The 17149-nt window shown below is 59.8% G+C and carries 18 protein-coding genes and 1 pseudogene; 15 read left to right on the forward strand and 4 right to left on the reverse strand.

Going from position 1 to position 17149, the window contains the following annotated elements; translation table 11 throughout:
• The first annotated feature begins 14 nt into the window (after positions 1 to 14).
• Positions 15 to 2171, forward strand: coding sequence for a ParB/RepB/Spo0J family partition protein (locus tag RLEG4DRAFT_RS08405; protein WP_003576918.1), 2157 nt, complete (start codon positions 15 to 17; stop codon positions 2169 to 2171).
• Between the two features lie 117 nt (positions 2172 to 2288).
• Complete coding sequence (locus tag RLEG4DRAFT_RS08410; RefSeq protein ID WP_003576919.1) at positions 2289 to 3479, forward strand: hypothetical protein; 1191 nt, start codon at positions 2289 to 2291, stop codon at positions 3477 to 3479.
• 409 nt (positions 3480 to 3888) lie between these two features.
• Here the strand turns inward: RLEG4DRAFT_RS08410 and RLEG4DRAFT_RS08415 are convergent, their stop codons facing one another.
• Entirely contained in the window at positions 3889 to 4260 is a 372-nt protein-coding gene (locus RLEG4DRAFT_RS08415; protein ID WP_003576921.1) for a hypothetical protein, read from the reverse strand.
• Between the two features lie 101 nt (positions 4261 to 4361).
• Between RLEG4DRAFT_RS08415 and RLEG4DRAFT_RS08420 the strand changes: the two genes are divergently transcribed.
• From RLEG4DRAFT_RS08420 to virB11, 13 genes and pseudogenes are all read left to right on the forward strand, one after another.
• Positions 4362 to 4901, forward strand: a complete 540-nt coding sequence (locus RLEG4DRAFT_RS08420) for a hypothetical protein (RefSeq protein WP_003576923.1) — start codon at positions 4362 to 4364, stop codon at positions 4899 to 4901.
• 2 nt (positions 4902 to 4903) lie between these two features.
• Positions 4904 to 5575, forward strand: a complete 672-nt coding sequence (locus tag RLEG4DRAFT_RS08425) for a transglycosylase SLT domain-containing protein (protein ID WP_003576924.1) — start codon at positions 4904 to 4906, stop codon at positions 5573 to 5575.
• Entirely contained in the window at positions 5572 to 5871 is a 300-nt protein-coding gene (locus tag RLEG4DRAFT_RS08430; RefSeq protein ID WP_003576926.1) for a TrbC/VirB2 family protein, read from the forward strand. Before RLEG4DRAFT_RS08425 ends, RLEG4DRAFT_RS08430 begins: the two co-directional genes overlap by 4 nt.
• A 5-nt stretch (positions 5872 to 5876) precedes the next feature.
• Positions 5877 to 6215, forward strand: coding sequence for a type IV secretion system protein VirB3 (locus RLEG4DRAFT_RS08435; RefSeq protein WP_003576927.1), 339 nt, complete (start codon positions 5877 to 5879; stop codon positions 6213 to 6215).
• Positions 6208 to 8574, forward strand: coding sequence for a VirB4 family type IV secretion/conjugal transfer ATPase (locus tag RLEG4DRAFT_RS08440; protein ID WP_003576929.1), 2367 nt, complete (start codon positions 6208 to 6210; stop codon positions 8572 to 8574). Before RLEG4DRAFT_RS08435 ends, RLEG4DRAFT_RS08440 begins: the two co-directional genes overlap by 8 nt.
• Before the next feature lie 14 nt (positions 8575 to 8588).
• Positions 8589 to 9272: pseudogene (gene virB5 / locus RLEG4DRAFT_RS08445) on the forward strand (P-type DNA transfer protein VirB5).
• Entirely contained in the window at positions 9269 to 9502 is a 234-nt protein-coding gene (locus RLEG4DRAFT_RS08450) for an EexN family lipoprotein (protein ID WP_003576930.1), read from the forward strand. Before virB5 ends, RLEG4DRAFT_RS08450 begins: the two are co-directional and overlap by 4 nt.
• Positions 9503 to 9506: 4 nt before the next feature.
• A complete protein-coding gene (locus tag RLEG4DRAFT_RS08455) occupies positions 9507 to 10439 on the forward strand; it encodes a type IV secretion system protein (protein ID WP_003576932.1) in 933 nt (310 codons plus the stop codon).
• 37 nt (positions 10440 to 10476) lie between these two features.
• On the forward strand, positions 10477 to 10761 hold the full coding sequence (locus RLEG4DRAFT_RS38555) for a hypothetical protein (RefSeq protein WP_003576933.1): 285 nt from the start codon (positions 10477 to 10479) through the stop codon (positions 10759 to 10761).
• 1 nt (position 10762) lies between these two features.
• Entirely contained in the window at positions 10763 to 11434 is a 672-nt protein-coding gene (locus tag RLEG4DRAFT_RS08460; protein ID WP_003576934.1) for a virB8 family protein, read from the forward strand.
• Complete coding sequence (gene virB9, locus RLEG4DRAFT_RS08465) at positions 11431 to 12288, forward strand: P-type conjugative transfer protein VirB9 (protein WP_003576935.1); 858 nt, start codon at positions 11431 to 11433, stop codon at positions 12286 to 12288. The genes RLEG4DRAFT_RS08460 and virB9 overlap by 4 nt, the downstream gene beginning before the upstream one ends.
• An 8-nt stretch (positions 12289 to 12296) precedes the next feature.
• Positions 12297 to 13472 carry a type IV secretion system protein VirB10 gene (virB10, locus tag RLEG4DRAFT_RS08470; RefSeq protein WP_003576936.1) on the forward strand — a complete coding sequence of 392 codons (1176 nt, stop codon included), beginning with the start codon at positions 12297 to 12299 and terminating at the stop codon, positions 13470 to 13472.
• A gap of 8 nt (positions 13473 to 13480) precedes the next feature.
• Positions 13481 to 14518, forward strand: coding sequence for a P-type DNA transfer ATPase VirB11 (gene virB11, locus RLEG4DRAFT_RS08475; protein WP_003576937.1), 1038 nt, complete (start codon positions 13481 to 13483; stop codon positions 14516 to 14518).
• 110 nt (positions 14519 to 14628) lie between these two features.
• Here virB11 and RLEG4DRAFT_RS08480 read toward each other — a convergent pair whose 3' ends face one another.
• The 3 genes from RLEG4DRAFT_RS08480 to RLEG4DRAFT_RS08490 form a co-directional block, all read right to left on the reverse strand.
• Positions 14629 to 15069, reverse strand: a complete 441-nt coding sequence (locus RLEG4DRAFT_RS08480) for a PIN domain-containing protein (protein WP_003576938.1) — start codon at positions 15067 to 15069, stop codon at positions 14629 to 14631.
• 26 nt (positions 15070 to 15095) lie between these two features.
• Positions 15096 to 15701 (reverse strand): DUF433 domain-containing protein, encoded by a 606-nt coding sequence (locus RLEG4DRAFT_RS08485; protein WP_003576939.1) that lies wholly within the window; start codon positions 15699 to 15701, stop codon positions 15096 to 15098.
• Positions 15702 to 15787: 86 nt separating this feature from the next.
• Entirely contained in the window at positions 15788 to 16978 is a 1191-nt protein-coding gene (locus RLEG4DRAFT_RS08490) for a DUF1173 domain-containing protein (RefSeq protein WP_003576940.1), read from the reverse strand.
• Positions 16979 to 17149: the final 171 nt, after the last annotated feature.

Raw genomic sequence — 17149 nt, forward strand, 5'->3', positions numbered from 1 at the left:
CTCGGAGAAACGATATGGCACAGGCCATCCAGAAGATCACGCTTAGTGGCGGACGTGACATCCCCTTCAATAACCTCGTTTTGAGCCAGGAGAACGTCCGCAGGATCAAAGCGGGCGTCTCGATCGAGGAACTCGCGGAGGACATCGCTCGCCGCGGACTTCTGACCAGCCTGAATGTTCGGGCGGAAGTCGACGGTGAGGGCAAGGAGACAGGGTTCTATCGCATTCCGGCCGGCGGCCGCCGATACCGTGCGCTTGAACTGCTTGTCTCCCGCAAACGGCTCGCAAAGACCGCCGGCATCCCTTGCATCATCAGCAACGGTGAAACGCCCGAAGCCGAGGATTCGCTTGCCGAAAACGTTCATCGCGTCGATCTTCACCCGCTCGACCAATACCGCGCTTTCCAGACACTGCGTGAGCAGGGGATCGGCGAAGAGGAAATCGCGGCCCGCTTCTTTGTCTCGGCAGCGACCGTCCGGCAACGCCTGCGATTGGCTTCGGTCTCGCCACGGCTGCTCGAGCTCTACGCCAATGAGGATATGAAGCTTGAACAGATCATGGCCTTTTCCATCACCAACGATCATGTCCGGCAGGAGCAGGTCTGGGACACGATCTCGCGTCAGCAGGTTCGCGAGCCCTATTATATCCGCAGGCTTCTGACCGAAACGACGATCCGCGCGAGCGATCGCCGGGCCGTCTATGTCGGCATTGACGCCTATGAAGCCGCCGGCGGCGTCGTGATGCGCGACCTGTTCGAGCAGGACAACGGTGGATGGCTCCAGGATCCGGCACTGCTCGAGCAACTGGCACTCGAGAAATTGACGATAGACGCCGAAGCGCTCAAGGCTGCGGAAGGCTGGAAGTGGGTGGAAGCCGCTTTCGACTTTCCTTACGGTCATACGTCCGGGCTCCGTCGTTTCTATGGCCAGCAGGTCGAAATGACCGAGGTAGAGATTGCTCGACATCGCACGCTCAAGGCCGAGTACGACGAACTCGATGCAGCCTATGCCGCGGCCGAGGAGCATTCCGAGGAAACCGAACATCGGCTGGATGAACTCGGCACCGAATTCGATCGGTTCAACGACCGGCCATATATTTTCGATCCAGAGGATGTCGCCCGTGGCGGCGTGTTCATCTCGCTTGGCGCCGGCGGCGAACTGAGGATCGAGCGCGGCTTTGTCCGACCGGAGGACGAACCGCAGCCCGAGACGGTGGACACCGATGCCGTGATCTCCAGGAGTGACGTCGGCCACGAGGTGCCTGGATCATCGTCGACCGGCGGGGTATCGGTCAACGGCCGGGCCGTCGATGAACCGGCAGAGGAGGAAGACGATGTCATTCGTCCCTTGTCCGACCGCTTGGTTGTCGATCTGACGGCCACCCGCACGGTGGCCCTGCGCAATGCGCTCGCCAATAATCCGGTCATCGCCTTCATCGCCGTGCTGCACGCTTTTGTCCTGAAAACCTTTTACCCATATGGGTCGGACACGTGCCTGGAACTTACGCTGCAAAGCGCCAGGTTCGGCCAGACCGAAGGCCTTGCCGACGCCGTCTGGGCCAAGGAGATCGATCAGCGGCAGGAGGCATGGGGCCACGACCTTCCGAAGGCGCCCGACGATCTCTGGGACTTCCTGATCGGGCTCGATGAGGTCAGCCGGCTGGCATTGTTTGCCCATTGCGCATCCCTTTCGCTGAACGCCGTGATCGAACCATGGAACAAGCGCACCCGCGCGATCGCTCATGCCAATCAGCTCGCTCGTTCGATCGGCTTCGACATGGTCGATGCCGGCTGGACGCCGACCGTCGATGCCTATCTCGGCAGGATAACCAAGGCGCACATCCTGCAGGCAGTGCGGGAGGCGAAGGGCGAGCAGTCGGCTCATCTGATCGGTCATCTGAAGAAAGTCGATATGGCGCGTGAGGCAGAGCGCCTGCTCGACGGCAGCGGCTGGCTTCCCGAGCCGCTGAGGATGGTGAGCGAAGAGGCGTCGGCAGATATGCCCGAAACAGCAGTCGGTGATGTCGCCCACGATCCCGACGACGCTCCGGTCGAAGCCGAGGCTTCGCAGCTTCCGGCCTTCCTGACCGAAGGGGCGAATGCCGGCGATGCGACAGCGCGGCCGAACGCCGCCTTCCAGGCGGAGCACGAGCATCTCGACGCTGCCGAATAGGCTTTAGTCCGACCAGCCAAGACCCGGCCGGCGCGCCGGGTCTTCAATTCCAATCCGTTCGCACGGTCCGGCTCCGACAGGAGACCGGACCGAATTCGTTTTTAAGGAGATATCGTCATGGACACCATCCCTTCCACCTCGCAACCAGTATCCTCCGGCTTCAAGGTCGACATCTCACGCGGTCAGCGCAACAGCCGCGTCTCTTCCGAATGGTTCTCCCGGCCTGATGACGAGCGCTATCTTTCCCTTGGCGAACTCCACGGAGCAGTCAAATCGCGTGCGGAGCGGGCCCAAGCCCGCACGGTGGAAACTTCGTCGATCCGCCTCGAGGCCAATCGCGGCAATGCCGAGAGGCTGGAATTGATCGTACCCGGCAACCAGCGGCCGATTGCGCCGACGCATTGGAGCTATGGCCAGCTGTGCAGCCTGGTCGGAGCGCCGGCCACCTATATGCGCCAGCTTCCCGCGCCGCTTGCCGCGATCAACCTGCAGCATGGCCTGCTCAACCATCGTGCCGAACTCGTCAAAACGCTGGAGATGGACGACGGCCGCATCGAACTGCGCGCCGTGACCGGCCCCGAGTACGGCAGGATCTGGGACCACGAGCTCGTCTCTGCCGTGATGAAAATCGCCGGCAACGGAACCGGCGACACCATCTGGAAAGTGCCGGGTCTCCTCGACTGGGCAAGCATGACGCATAATCCCTTCGTCGATATCTCCAAGGATACGACCACGCTCTACGCGTCCGACCGCGATGTCTTCCTGTTTCTGGTCGACGATACCCATCCGATAGAGGCGGGGCGCCTGCCCAACGGTGAGCCGGACCTCTTCTTCCGCGGCTTCTATGCCTGGAATTCGGAGGTCGGATCGAAGACGCTCGGCATCGCCTCCTTCTATCTCCGTGCCGTCTGCGCCAACCGGAACATCTGGGGCTCGGAAAATTTCCAGGAGATCAGCATCCGGCACTCGAAATTTGCCGCCGAGCGCTTTGCCCATGACGCAGCACCGGCGCTGACGCGCTTTGCCAATTCCTCGCCTGCGGCTTTCGTCGCCGGCATTAGGGCCGCGCGCGAGCGGATCGTCGCCCAAAACGATGAGGATCGTCAAACCTTCCTGCGCCGGCGTGGCTTCTCGAAGAGCGAAACCGGCAAGATCATCGAGACGGTTCTTTCCGAAGAAGGCCGCCCGCCGGAATCGATCTTCGATTTCGTTCAGGGGATCACTGCGTTGGCACGTGACAAGACGCATCAGGACACGCGTCTCGAACTCGAAGGCAAGGCGAGGAAGCTTCTCGAAAGCGCGGCCTGACCGCGCCCATCATAACGCGATGCCGTCGATCGGTTCGAACCCGATCGACGGCATTGTCATTTCCAAAAAATGCCATCATCCTTCAACAATTCCGGGGCGGCGTCGACCACCGAAGACGAGACGCATTTTTCGGAGGAAGGAACGCACGGGCGGGGGCAGTCGGTCCCGCCTCCCTGCCGGCCGCTATGCTGAGGCTCCTGCGGCTGCCCTTGTTCCGCCCTTAGCGTGGCGAGATTCCCGAAATCCCGCCTTCGGCGGCGCTATGCTGATTTCTCCGATACTCTTCATTGTTTGATTGGAACCCGCCTGGCCGGCGGGTTGCCCGACGATCTGGTTCCTCGCGGCAGCAGTACGATCAGGCCAGCCAGTGATGATTCGCGATCGCGCGTGATTTAGAGTCGAAAATCAGTCAGTTTAATCCGCCATCCTGGCCGACGCGGAAGGAACTCAGCTTGTTCAAGAGATCCTCCGAGATCTCAAATTGCCGTGCTGTCCCCCGGCCCATGGAATTCTTCACCATCGTCTCCGTCAACATTTTGCGCTTTACCAGAAGGTCGACGGTCTCCTTCACGCCGCTCCGCGTCAGCTCGGTAATCTCGATGATATTCGAAAGGGTTAGCTTCTGGTGGGCCTGGCTCATCGTGTAGAGAATCGTCATCATGCCGACCTGCTTCAGCCGCGCCTGCGGGGTTTCGTCCTCCAGTGGATGGTCGAGGATCTCGTGGAGAATGAGTCCCGAGAAGGCAAGATTGTGCCATTGCTTTTTCAGTGCGCTTGTCATGTCATTTAACTATGTTATATAAGTCAGTATGAACGTGGGATGGCAGCTGTGCAAGCCTTCCCGAATGCGATGGAACATCGTCTTGTCGAAGGGGCCTGTCCATGAAAAGCCTTCTGTTGAATTCACTGCTGTCGATCTGCTGCATGACGCCACCCTATCTTATTTCCGGCAGTAAAGCGCGGGCCGAAGATTGGGGATGCCAGGTTATCCTATGCCTTTCCAATCCCGGCGGGCCGACCCAGTATGCCGAATGCCGGCCGCCAATCCAGAAACTGTGGCGGGAGCTTGCCAAGGGGCATTCGTTCCCGACCTGCAGCGGCGTCGGTTTTCACAGTTCGCGGCCTGGTTATGAACCCTATTATTGCGATGCCGGATACAGGCTGACAAGTGAGGACGGTTCCGGCGGGCGGCAAGTGACCTGCGTGTCGACATCGCCGCAGCCGGTGAGCAATGCCGTCTGCTCGAATGACGGCAACAACTTTGGTCGCCACAGCAACTTGGTGCTGTCGCCGCATTGGCAGCGTCAGGATGGGCGCCGTCGTTGCATGGGCTACCCGATCGTGCGCCCGAATGTGCGGCCGCAGCCTCACTATGTCGATGTCACGATCGATGGCGCGGCCATGCAGCGGGTCTGGTACTGACGATGGCTGCTACGTTCGTCGATATCGCCCAGACCTGCGCGCCGATGGTTGAGATGGAAATGCTCGCGGGCATCGTCAGCCTGGAGAGCCGCTTTCAGCCCCTGGCCATTCGCATCAACAGCGGTCCGCCACTTGCCGCCCAACCCACATCGAAGGCGGAGGCGATTGAAATTGCCACGTCTCTGATTGCCGAACATCAGGATATCCAGATCGGCCTTGGCAGCCTTGGGATAGAGGCGCTGCAGAAACTGAATCTGCCTGTCGCGGATGCCTTCGATCCTTGCCAGAACCTCAAGGCCACAGCCACGCTTCTCGACGGATATTACCGTCAGGCTTTGCGCGCGGGGGACGATCCGGCTCGGGCCGAGACGGTCATGCTCCGTTCCTACTTCGGCCGCGACGATCCATCCATTGGCGCAATGGTCAAATATGACGAACAGGTGCGCCAGGAGACAATGCGGCTATCGCCAATGCTTGCATCGCTGACCATTGCGGAGCCCGGCGACCGGGCCGGGGCGGCTGAGCAGCCGCAAGACGATGCGGTGCAAGTGCCGTCGAAACGACCCTCCCATGCCTCCCAAACCGTCGAAGCCGCATCCTGGGACGTTTTCAATTCCCGACGGCGACCCGCAGTTCTCGTTTTCCACAATGATCGATCGGAGCAAAGTGAATGATCTCCAAAGCCCGTCTTCGCCCCCTTGCCGCGTCCACCCTCATGGCAGCCGCCATCATTGCCTTTATGGTCGAGCCGGCCTTCGCTCAGGCCGCCGGAATCGAAACCGTGCTGCAGAACATCGTCGATATGCTGACCGGCAATATCGCCCGTTTGCTGGCGGTCATCGCCGTCATCATCATCTGCATAGCGTGGATGTTTGGATACATGGACCTCAGGCGCGCCGGCTTCTGGATCATCGGTATCGGCGGAATTTTTGGCGCGACCGAACTGGTCAATACCATCGTCGGGAACTGAGCGCCATGGCGAGCATGTCGAACCTCGAAGACGATACGTTGTTTCTCGCCTGTACCCGCCCGGCAATGATCGCCGGTGTCACCATGGAAGCGATGGGCGTCAACATCATGGTGACGACCATCCTCTACATCACCGCCGGATCGATCGCCTATGCGCTGACCGGCGTCGTTTTCCATTTCCTGTTTCGCGCACTGGTCAAGCACGACCACAACATGTTTCGAATCCTGATTGCGTGGATCGAGACCCGCGGCCGCTCGCGCAACACCCCCTATTGGGGCGGTGCGACACTCTCGCCGCTGGCGCTCATCAGACGTTATGACGAAAGGGATCTCCGCCTTGGCTAGTATTGCAACGCTCCGGTCCCGCGAGCTCGGGCCGGAAACCTTCATCCCCTATGTCAGGCATGTCGACGAGACGACCATCGCGCTGGCGTCGAGAGCGTTGATGACCATGGTCGCACTCGAGGGTGTTTCTTTCGAGACCGCTGATATCAGGGATCTCAACGGCTTGCACCGTAGTCTCAACACGCTCTATCGCAATATTGCCGACGAGCGGTTGGCGCTCTGGACGCATGTCGTGCGCCGCCGTGACAACGCCTATCCCGAGGGACATTTCGCCAATCCTTTCTCCGACGGCCTCAATACCAGGTATCGCGAGCGGATGGTGCGCGAAGATCTGTTTTGCAACGAGCTCTACCTCACCCTCGTCTGGCATCCCGGCCGCGATCCCGTCGAAAATGCCGCCAATCTTCTCTCCCGACTGCGCAAGGCGCGCCGATCCGGGATCGAACTCGATGACGATGCCTTGAAGCATTTGCGTGACCGGGTGGCCGATGTCATCGCGGGGCTGCAGCGTTTCGAGCCGCGGCTGCTTAGCCTCCACGAACAGGACGGTATCCTGTTCTCCGAGCCGAGCGAAGTTCTCCATCAGATTGTCGGAGGGCGGCGCGAACCGGTCCCGTTGACCGAGGGACGGATTTCCTCGGCAATCTATTCCGATCGGGTAATCTTCGGGCGCGAAACCGTCGAGATCCGTCACGAGGCCGACAGTCGCTATGCCGGCATGTTCGGTTTCAAGGAATATCCGGCGACCACCCGCAGCGGCATGCTCGACGGCATCCTGACCGCCCCCTTCGAGCTCATCCTGACGCAGTCTTATGCTTTCGCCTCCAAGGCTGATGCCCGCATGATCATGGGCCGCAAGCAGAACCAGATGGTTGGTGCCGGCGACAAGGCAGCATCTCAAATCGAAGAGCTCGATGAGGCGATGGACGAACTGGAGTCCAATCGCTTCGTTCTGGGAGAGCATCACCTTGCGCTCTCGGTTTTCGCCTCCTCGGTTCGCGAATTGACCGATCACATGGCGAAAGCACGCGCTTATCTCACCAGCGGCGGCGCGGTCGTCGCCCGCGAGGATCTCGGGCTTGAGGCTGCCTGGTGGGCGCAATTGCCGGGTAATTTCCGATATCGGGCACGCTCTGGGGCGATCACCTCGCGCAACTTTGCCGCCCTGTCTCCTTATCATTCCTATCCCGCGGGCCAGAAGGACGGCAATGAATGGGGTCCGCCGGTCGCCATGCTCAAGACCGCATCGGGCTCTCCCTTCTATTTCAATTTCCACCACAGCGATCTCGGCAACACCTTCGTTTGCGGACCGTCGGGCGCCGGCAAGACGGTGTTGTTGAACTTCATGCTGTCCCAGCTGGAAAAGCATGATCCCCATATGGTCTTCTTCGACAAGGACCGCGGCGCCGACCTTTTCGTGCGCGCGGCAGGTGGCAATTATCTGCCGCTGAGGAACGGTATCGCCACCGGCTGTGCGCCGTTGAAGGCGCTGGATCTCACGCCGGAAAACAAGGTGTTCCTCACCGGCTGGATCGCCAAGCTGGTTAGATCCGCGTCTGGCGAACGATCGACCACCGAGTTGCGCGACATCGCTTCGGCGGTCGACGGGGTGGCGGACCTGCCGGTGGAGCGCCGCTCCATCGGCGCCCTGCGCACTTTTCTCAACAACACCGATCCCGAGGGTATCGCCTCGCGGCTGAGGAGATGGGAGAGGGGAGGGCCGCTTGGCTGGGTCTTTGACAACGAGACCGACGACATCGGCATCGGCGCCAAGTTTATCGGCTACGACATGACCGATTTTCTCGACAACGAGGAAATCCGCACGCCGTTGATGGCCTACCTGTTCTACCGCATCGAGCAACTGATCGACGGGCGCCGCATCATCATCGTCATCGACGAATTCTGGAAGGCGCTCCAGGACGAAGGTTTCCGCGATCTCGCGCAGAACAAGCTCAAGACCATCCGCAAACAGAACGGGCTCATGCTGTTTGCGACCCAGAGCCCGCGCGACGCGATCGTCTCGCCGATCGCCCACACGATCATCGAACAGTGCCCGACGCAGATCTTCTTGCCGAACCCGCGCGGCGACCGGGTCGATTATGTCGACGGCTTCAAGCTGACCGAACGCGAATTTGAGCTCGTCTCAAGAGAGCTCTCCGTCGAAAGCCGGCGCTTCATCGTCAAGCAAGGGCACAACAGCGTTGTCGCCGAGCTCAATCTCAACGGTTTCGACGACGAGCTCGCCATCCTCTCCGGCCGGACAGCCAATGTGGAGCTTGCCGATGCCATCCGATCGGAGCTCGGCGACAATTGGGAGGATTGGCTTCCCGTATTCTACGAACGAAGGAGGGCGGACTGATGCAGGTGAATGGAATGCGGACAAGCTTTGCGCTGCTGATGCTGCTTCTGTCGACGGGGCTGGCACAGGCCCAGGGCATCCCGGTCATCGATACATCAGCGATCGCCAAGCAGATCGAGAGCATTGCCCAGCTGAAGTCGCAGCTCGATACACTCAATCAGCAGCTTCAGCAGGCGCAGCAGCTTTACGGATCGCTGAACAAGATCACCAATATGGCGGATGTGGCGAACCTTTTGAACGATCCTTCGATCCGCAAGGCGTTGCCCCAGGATTTCAATGCGATCGAGGGGCTATACAAAGGGTCCGGGACGGGCGTCTTCGGTAGCTCCGCGTAAAAATTCCTGAAGGACAATTCCACCTATCGCACCGATGCCGAGGATTTCTATGCTCAGGAGCTTTCACGCCTTCAGAACCAGAATGCGGGGCAGATGAGCCTTGGGCAGCAGATCTACGATGCCGCCACCAAACGCATCGATGGCATCGACCAGCTTCGTCAGCAGATTTCAAGTGCTGCCGACGCCAAGGATATCGCCGACCTGCAGGCCCGCCTCCAGGCTGAAACCGCCTTCCTGCAGACCGACGTCCTGCGCATGCAAGGCTTGCAGATGGTCCAGCAGGCCCAGGTGCAGGTCGATGAACAGCGCAAGGCCGAAGACTGGCGCAAACGCATGGACACTATGGGAGCGGCACTCAAATGAAACGGATCTTTTCCTGTGTGACGCTGGTTTTGCTGTCGGCTTGCTCCCCTCAGGCGGACAGGATCTACACCGTCGACGAGTTCGTGGCCGACAACACCCTCCTCACAAAGATCCTCGGCGAGTGCCGGAATAATCCCGGCAAGCTTGGGGAAACGCCCAACTGCCGCAACGCGGAGGCCGCAGACGGCAAACTGCGCCTCGAGCGTATGCGCAAGTCGCTCGGAGGCTGACCCGATGTATCAGGTTTTCAGCTTCGTCGACGGGCAGTTCAAGACGCCGCTGGAAAACTTCATTTCCTCGGGCACCTCGAATATCGCCGGTTGGGTCAGCGGCCCGCTGACGGCGGCGCTGACACTTTATGTCGTGCTCTACGGCTACCTGGTTCTCCGTGGATCCGTCCAGGAGCCGATCCTCGAATTCGCCTTCCGGGCGATGAAGCTTGCGATCATCGTCATGCTGGTCAGGAATGCCAGCGACTATCAGACCTACGTCACCAATATCTTCTTCGACACGTTGCCACGCGAGATTTCGCAGGCGCTGAACTCCGGCACGGCGCCAAGCGCTTCGACCTTCGACAGTCTGCTCGACAAGGGCCAGAAATGCGCCCGCGAAATCTGGTCTCGCGGCTCCTGGCCGGTCGACATCGTCACCGGCATCGGCGGGATGATGGTCATCGGTGCGAGCTTCATCGTGGCGGCGATCGGTTACATCGTCTCGCTTTATGCCCGGCTGGCGCTTGCCATCGTTCTGGCGATCGGCCCGATCTTCATTTCGCTCGCCATGTTCCAGTCCACCCGCCGTTTCACCGAATCCTGGATCGGCCAGCTCGCAAACTTCGTCATCCTGCAGGTGCTGGTCGTTGCCATAGGCTCGCTGCTGATCACCTGCATCGACACGACATTTACGGCGATTGAAAGTTATAGCGACGTCCTGATGCGCCCGACCGCACTCTGCGCCATCTGCCTTGCGGCCCTTTACGTCTTCTACCAGTTGCCCGGCATCGCTTCGGCACTTGCTGCGGGCGGGGCGTCGCTGACCTACGGCTATGGCGCCGCCCGCGATGCGCACGAAAGCACGCTCGCTTGGGGCGCATCTCACACAGCCAGGGCAGTCGGCCGCGGAGCGCGTTCCGTCGGTCGCCGCCTGACGCCAGGCCAGAGCGAATGACGGCTTAAAATTCCAGATAGTGACAGGTTATTTTCGCATGATCCGTATCGTTTTATCGCTTTTCCTGATCGTCAGCCTGGCCGCTTGCGGCTCTATTTCCCACCCTCTGCCCAAATGTGATGGTTATTCCCGCCGGCCGCTGAACCGCTCGATGTGGCAGTGGCAAGACAATGGAAGAACAGAACAGCCTGCAAGTGGGGCTGTTCCCGCGGAGCCGGTGAGCCGGGCCGCGTCTTATGTGCAGGCACCGCCGTCTGCCATGCCGGCTGCCTTCGCGCCTTTCGATATCGCGGGTTCCTATCGTCCATGCGAGGGCAGGTGACATGGTAACCACGGACAGTTTGAAGAGCTATTTCGACAAGGCCCGCCGGTTCGATCAGGACCGGATGATACAGGTCGAGCGTTCCGCGCGGATCGCCTGGTTCGTCGCCGCCTGCGCCGGCGTCCTTGCCGGCGTTTCGGTTCTTGCCATTGCCGGCCTCACGCCTTTGAAAACCGTCGAGCCCTTCGTGGTGCGGGTCGATAATTCCACCGGCATCGTCGATGTGGTCTCGGCCCTGACGTCGACCGCCGGCAGTTACGACGAGGCCGTCACGAAATATTTTGCGGCCAAATATGTTCGCGCCCGCGAAGGATACGTCTGGAGCGAGGGCGAGGAGAATTTTCGCACCGCAGCCTTGCTGTCGACGCAGCCGGAACAGACGCGATTTGCAGCGGTCTATCGCGGCAGCAATCCGGATTCCCCGCAGAATATCTATGGCCGTAGCGCGACCTCGCGGGTCAACATCGTTTCCATCTCGCTGATTACCGCCAATGTGGCATCCGTCCGCTATATGAGAACAGTTACCCGCGGCGACGACGTGCGCACCACGCACTGGGTTGCGACCCTTACCTTCTCCTATGCCAACGCCCCGATGTCCTCGACCGATCGGCTGATAAATCCCCTCGGCTTCGTGGTCAGTGAATATCGCGCCGATCCGGAGGCGATCAATTGAGCGCGCGGTTCCTCCTTCCACTCATCCTGGTCACCGGCTTTTCCTCGGCGGCGATCGCCCTCGAAACGCCACGTGGCGCCGCGCAGGACAGCCGCATCCGCTTCGTCGATTATCAGCCCTACAACATCACCAAAATTGTCGGCACGCTGCGGTCTTCGGTACAGATCGAATTTTCAGCCGACGAGGAAATCGCCCATGTCGCGCTTGGCAATAGCGTCGCGTGGGAAGTCGCACCGGCCGGCAACATCCTGTTCCTGAAACCCCGGGAAAACCAACCGGTGACGAATATTTCCGTCGTGACGACGCGGCGGGATGGATCAACCCGCAGCTATCAGATGGAGCTCACCGTCCGCGGCGGCAGCGTCGAAGCCGGGCAGAACACCTATTTCTATGTGAAATATCGCTATCCAGCTGATGAAGCAGAGCGGCGCCGGCAGGAGGTGGCTGCCCGGGCGCAGGCGGCACAGGCCGGTGAGGCCGACAACGTGCTTGCCCTTCACGAAGCCTATGGACCGCGTAACTGGCGCTACGCGGCGCAAGGGGCGCAGGCGCTCGAGCCGCAAGCAGTCTACGACAACGGCAAGGTCACCACCTTCGCCTTTGCCGGCAACCAGGAAATGCCGGCGATTTACATGGAAAATTCCGACGGCACCGAAAGCCTGGTCCCCAAATCCGTCGACGGAAATCTCGTGCTCGTTCACGCGATCAGCCGCAAGTTCATCTTGCGCAGGGGAGACGATGCCCTCTGCGTCTTCAACGAAGCCTACGATCGCGTCGGCATCAATCCCGAGACCAATACGACGTCACCGTCGGTCGAGCGCGTCATCAAGGCGAAGCCCGACGCGGTGCAATAGGAGGGGTCATGGCCCATGAAGAGATTACTCAGATTGCTGGTGAACGCGCCGAAACGTCGACTGCCCGTCGGGCCGACAACAATCCGATCCTCAAACGAGGCGCTGTCGCGCTGGCCATCGTCGTCTTTGTCGCCTTCGCTCTCTGGTCGATGCGAGGGCAGGACAAACCCTCTGATGGCACGCAGCCCGAACGGGTCGTCATCCGTCAGACATCGGACTTCGAGCCGGCAAAGGAGCCCGTCCAGCCGGGGTCGCCGCCGGCGGAAGTCCTGCTCCCGACGCCCGGCGTAGCCGAGCAGCCGCCTAACGACGACGACAAGCTGCTCGATGCTGCGCGCCGTGCTCCGGTCATCGCCTATGGCGGTGAGAAATCACCCTCGACGCGGCAGCAGGAGAAGGACGAAAGATCCGATGAGAGCTCCAACTACGTGCCGCTCGGCAACAATCCGGGGGGATTCACCTCGGAAGGCGAAAACGAGGACCAGCGCTTCAACCGCTTGCTGACGCCGACGCAATTGCAGGGATCGCGCGCCGGCACGCTGGGTAACCGCGATTTTGTCGTTGCAATGGGAGCGTCTATCCCATGCGTTTTGGAAACGGCGGTCTCCTCCGATCAGCCGGGATTTACGAGTTGCGTCATCAACCGAGACGTCCTGTCCGACAATGGCCGTGTCGTGCTGATGGAAAAAGGTACCCAAGTCGTCGGCGAATATCGTGGCGGCCTTCGTCGCGGGCAAAAGCGCCTCTTCGTCCTCTGGAACCGAGCTAAGACACCGAAGGGCGTGATCATTACGCTGGCGTCGCCGGCCACCGATGCTCTCGGCCGGGCCGGCGTCGACGGCTATGTCGACACCCATTGGTGGGAGCGTTTCGGCAGTGCGATCCTGCTGTCAATCGTTGGCGATACGAGCTCCTATGCCAGCAGCCGGCTTCAGGATGGCGATGTCGAAGCGCAAAACACCACGAGCGCCGGGCAGCAGGCCGCAGCGATTGCCGTCGAGCAATCAATCAATATCCCGCCGACCCTGATGAAACATCAGGGCGAGTTGGTTTCGATCTTCGTCGCACGAGATCTCGACTTCTCGAGCGTCTACCGGCTTCGCGTGACGGAGCCCCGCAACCGCATCTACGACCGCGCCGTGCTCGGGGACTTTGAGCCCTCTTCGAGGCTCGTGACAAAATAGGGTCGAGGATGACTGAAGCTGCTGACTCAGGTGTTGTCCGCGAATTGCTTTCGCCGCTCTCGCGCTTCCTGCGCGACAAGACGCTCTATGAGATCATCGTCAATCGGCCAGGGCAAGTGGTTACGGAGGGGCGGGAGGGATGGCAGACCCATGACCTACCGGAACTGTCCTTTGATCGGCTGATGCGTCTCGCCAAGGCGGTCGCGAGCTTTTCAAATCAATCGATCGACGAGACGCGACCGATCCTGTCGGCGACCTTGCCGGGTGATGAACGGATCCAGATCGTGATCCCACCGGCAACGACGAAGGGTACCGTCAGCATCACCATCCGCAAGCCATCTTCGGTGTCGTTGACCCTCGACGATCTCGATCATGGGGGATTGTTCGCCGATGTTGCGCCGGCCGAAGGCCGCGGGGGGCGATCAGACAAAAGCCTATTGGAATATTACCGGGTCGGCGCCTATAAGGCGTTTCTCCGTGAGGCGGTGTTCGCAAGAAAGAACATCATCATCTCCGGCGCCACCGGGTCCGGAAAGACAACCCTATCGAAAGCCCTGATCCGCCACATTCCGCAAAGCGAGCGGATCATTTCTATCGAGGACACACCGGAGCTGGTGGTCTCCCAGCCCAACCACGTTCGGCTCTTCTATTCCAAAGGCGGCCAGGGGCTGGCCAAAGTCGGCGCCAAGGACCTGCTCGAATCCTGCCTGCGCATGCGGCCGGATCGCATCCTGCTGCAGGAGTTGCGAGACGGAACCGCCTTCTACTACATTCGCAATGTCAACTCCGGCCATCCGGGCTCGATCACGACGGTTCATGCCGATTCCGCTCGCCTCGCCTTCGAGCAACTGACGCTGCTGGTCAAGGAATCAGAGGGCGGCGGGGATCTGGAACGGCACGATATCCGCGAGATGCTGACGGCCGCGGTCGACATCATTGTCCAATGCAAGCGCATCGGTGGGCGGTTCCGGGTGAGCGAGGTCTACTACCGAGATGCGGCCGGGGGAGACAATAATGGCCCCGGGGCGGAGCGCGCTACGCAATAGCAGGCGTCGCAGCCAGGCGAAACATTTAAGTGGCGACCGTCAACCACTTGGGTTCGCCAGCTTTCCACAGATGTGCCGTTGCCGGCCGAATGGTTTACGGCGGCCGTCTCTCATTTGCTCTTCGTCGGCTTGTCGTCATATTCCACCAAAAGCGGCGGGTCTCGGAATGGGTCCAGACACAGTACGCGGAAGTCAACGAAGTCGTTCAGGTTACGCGTGAGAATGATAAGCCCGTGTATTTTCGCGACCGCGGCGATGCCGGCATCCATGACATGCTTTTCCCTCGCGCCGACAAACGAAGCCCATTCTTTCGTTGCCGCTGCATCGAGGCTGAGAACGCGATCGGGTCCGAAGCTGATTTCGAACTCGGCAATTGCGTCCAACTTGGCCTGAGCTTTCTTCGGGTCCTTTTTCAACTGCGCCTCAGCGCCCTTCCGTTTCTCGAAGAGCGTGAAAACGCATATTGCCAACTCGCTGTCGTCGATGGATCTCTTCCACTTGAGGACGTTATTGTGCGTGTCCATTGAACGGATGACGGACTCGTCGAGCAAATATTTAAGCACTCCGAGGCGTTGTCTTAGTCATCATCAAAGACACCGCTTTTAATAAGACTGGCAATTCCGCGTTTCAGGGAAATCGAAGGATACGGGCGTCCCTTTTTAGGATATGCCCGAGCGAAGTCGATCGCATGTTCAACTTGGCCACGCTTGAGCGAGGGGAAATCCTCCAGGATCTCTTCGATAGAAGCCGCAGGATACAAGGCAGCCACCTGATAAGCAGGAATATCGGTTCCCTTGATAAAGGGCTCTCCCCCCTTCATTTTGATTGACCCCTTGATCGTTTCGAGCAGTCTCAATCTCCTCTTGAGTTTGGCGTCGCTCTTTCGAAGATCAACGACGAGTGCGCCGAATCGCGCCGTCGTGGCCTTTTCCGGAAGCCTTGATAGTTCCTCGTAAAGACGGCGTTTGCCTACGCCGGACAGCGCTTCACCGATTTCGCGATCCATAGTTAGAAACCGCAGCTCAGCTCTTCCGAGAAGACGTTGAGCCCGTGGCCCGGCTTTAACCACCGTGGATTTGACGACCTTCTTGTCGACTGCGTTTTGAACGTCCGTAGTAGAGCGATCTGCCAGGAAACTCGCTTCCGTAACCGTAAATTCCATATCGCCCATGTCGATAGCCATAATTCAACTCCATCTGGAGATGAATTAATATAGGCGTTGACGACCGCTTCGGTCAAGCAGCTGCTGTGAAGCAGAGCTGATGCGGATCATGGCAGGCGCGGCATTTCACCCTCGGCAACACGCCAGATCCAGGGCAGCATCTCAGGTCTTGCGGCAATCATTTCATTCAGGGCCACCTCATAGTCTTCGTCGGCATTTGCCGGAATGATGAACATCGCGACCGGCGCCGGTCTTGCCTCCGGCAACGTCACGCAGGCAATGGGCTGACCGCGTGAGAGATCGAACCGCAGTCCTTTCACACTTCTTCGCTTCAGTCCGGAGAGCCGTTCGAGCACACGCTGTTCGTGGATGTTTTCGAACGGGATCCAGTTATCGTTCACCACCATCATCGCCACTTCCTCTATGGATGCGATCCCGGCGCCCGAAATACCGAATGTGGAAATCACGATGAGGTGGAATTCTTCGTTCGATCGCCACAGTTCCAAGTCGGTCTCATATCGGGCGCTCAACCGCTTCCATGCGCCTTCGTCGATCATGAACGGAAAGGGCAGGTGGCGCACTATTATCTTCTGACAGTCGCGGGCTGACGAAAAATCCTTCACCTCAGCAACCATTACCATCAGTTTGCGTGGGCCCGGACTGGTTGCCTGAGTGCCGGCCAACATCGCCGCACGCCTGGCGGAAATCCCTTCCTTGTCCTCCTGATGAAACACTTCCGGGACAAACAGGACATCACTGAGCGGACTGCCGCGGACGTTCATCTGCCTTGCCGCATTCAGCAGACTGCTGCGGACGCGCCCCCAGCCCCGTCTCCCGGCCCACAGCGACGTCCATTCCGTCAGCTCCCCCATATCCCAGAGATAATGGAGCATCGCCCTGAGCGAGAGCCTTTTGGGTTCGCTTCGCACGGTTTTCGACGGCTCCGAAGGCGATGTCGAGGCCGATCGGTTCCCTCGTTTCGACAGAGAGAAGTCAAGTTTCAGCATCGCCGCACCGGTCGCCGCGTCGATCTGGATGGCATTGCCGATCAACGGCCCGAGACCGGATAGCTCATAGGGCGGGTCGTAAGACGGGCATCCGGGATCATGCTGCCGGCCCGACAGCGGCATGCGCTTGATCAGGAATTGGTCATCCATCCGGGCGATGTACATCGGCACCGGCGGCTCCCGACAGCAGCAAAGCGGCCTGAGCTTCTGTTCGTAGGCGTCTTCAAGCTGCAACTGAAACTCTGGAGAATTTTCATCGAACGCCTGGTTGCCGATCAAAAACTGTCGCACGTCGTTCCTCGTCTTGCCTGCCAACCTGATCAAGCCGCATGGAAGCATAGCATAGTGTGAGTCTATTATACTAGTGTAAAATAGTTAGTATAATGAGGCGGTGCCGGACCTTCGCGGTGACCCGCCGTCGGTGGATCAAGCGAGATGCCAATTCCTGCACGCCACCCACCG

The organism is Rhizobium leguminosarum bv. trifolii WSM2297 (genome assembly GCF_000271845.1).

What these genes read in the sequence shown, in the direction of transcription:
- RLEG4DRAFT_RS08410 (WP_003576919.1), top strand. Translation starts at nt 2,289, where the DNA reads ATGGACACCATCCCTTCCACCTCGCAACCAGTATCCTCCGGCTTCAAG.
- RLEG4DRAFT_RS08485 (WP_003576939.1), bottom strand. Translation starts at nt 15,701, where the DNA reads ATGGCTATCGACATGGGCGATATGGAATTTACGGTTACGGAAGCGAGT.
- virB10 (WP_003576936.1), top strand. Translation starts at nt 12,297, where the DNA reads ATGGCCCATGAAGAGATTACTCAGATTGCTGGTGAACGCGCCGAAACG.
- RLEG4DRAFT_RS08425 (WP_003576924.1), top strand. Translation starts at nt 4,904, where the DNA reads ATGGCTGCTACGTTCGTCGATATCGCCCAGACCTGCGCGCCGATGGTT.
- RLEG4DRAFT_RS08405 (WP_003576918.1), top strand. Translation starts at nt 15, where the DNA reads ATGGCACAGGCCATCCAGAAGATCACGCTTAGTGGCGGACGTGACATC.
- virB11 (WP_003576937.1), top strand. Translation starts at nt 13,481, where the DNA reads ATGACTGAAGCTGCTGACTCAGGTGTTGTCCGCGAATTGCTTTCGCCG.
- RLEG4DRAFT_RS08430 (WP_003576926.1), top strand. Translation starts at nt 5,572, where the DNA reads ATGATCTCCAAAGCCCGTCTTCGCCCCCTTGCCGCGTCCACCCTCATG.
- RLEG4DRAFT_RS08455 (WP_003576932.1), top strand. Translation starts at nt 9,507, where the DNA reads ATGTATCAGGTTTTCAGCTTCGTCGACGGGCAGTTCAAGACGCCGCTG.
- RLEG4DRAFT_RS08420 (WP_003576923.1), top strand. Translation starts at nt 4,362, where the DNA reads ATGAAAAGCCTTCTGTTGAATTCACTGCTGTCGATCTGCTGCATGACG.
- RLEG4DRAFT_RS08450 (WP_003576930.1), top strand. Translation starts at nt 9,269, where the DNA reads ATGAAACGGATCTTTTCCTGTGTGACGCTGGTTTTGCTGTCGGCTTGC.
- RLEG4DRAFT_RS08460 (WP_003576934.1), top strand. Translation starts at nt 10,763, where the DNA reads ATGGTAACCACGGACAGTTTGAAGAGCTATTTCGACAAGGCCCGCCGG.
- RLEG4DRAFT_RS08435 (WP_003576927.1), top strand. Translation starts at nt 5,877, where the DNA reads ATGGCGAGCATGTCGAACCTCGAAGACGATACGTTGTTTCTCGCCTGT.
- RLEG4DRAFT_RS38555 (WP_003576933.1), top strand. Translation starts at nt 10,477, where the DNA reads ATGATCCGTATCGTTTTATCGCTTTTCCTGATCGTCAGCCTGGCCGCT.
- RLEG4DRAFT_RS08415 (WP_003576921.1), bottom strand. Translation starts at nt 4,260, where the DNA reads ATGACAAGCGCACTGAAAAAGCAATGGCACAATCTTGCCTTCTCGGGA.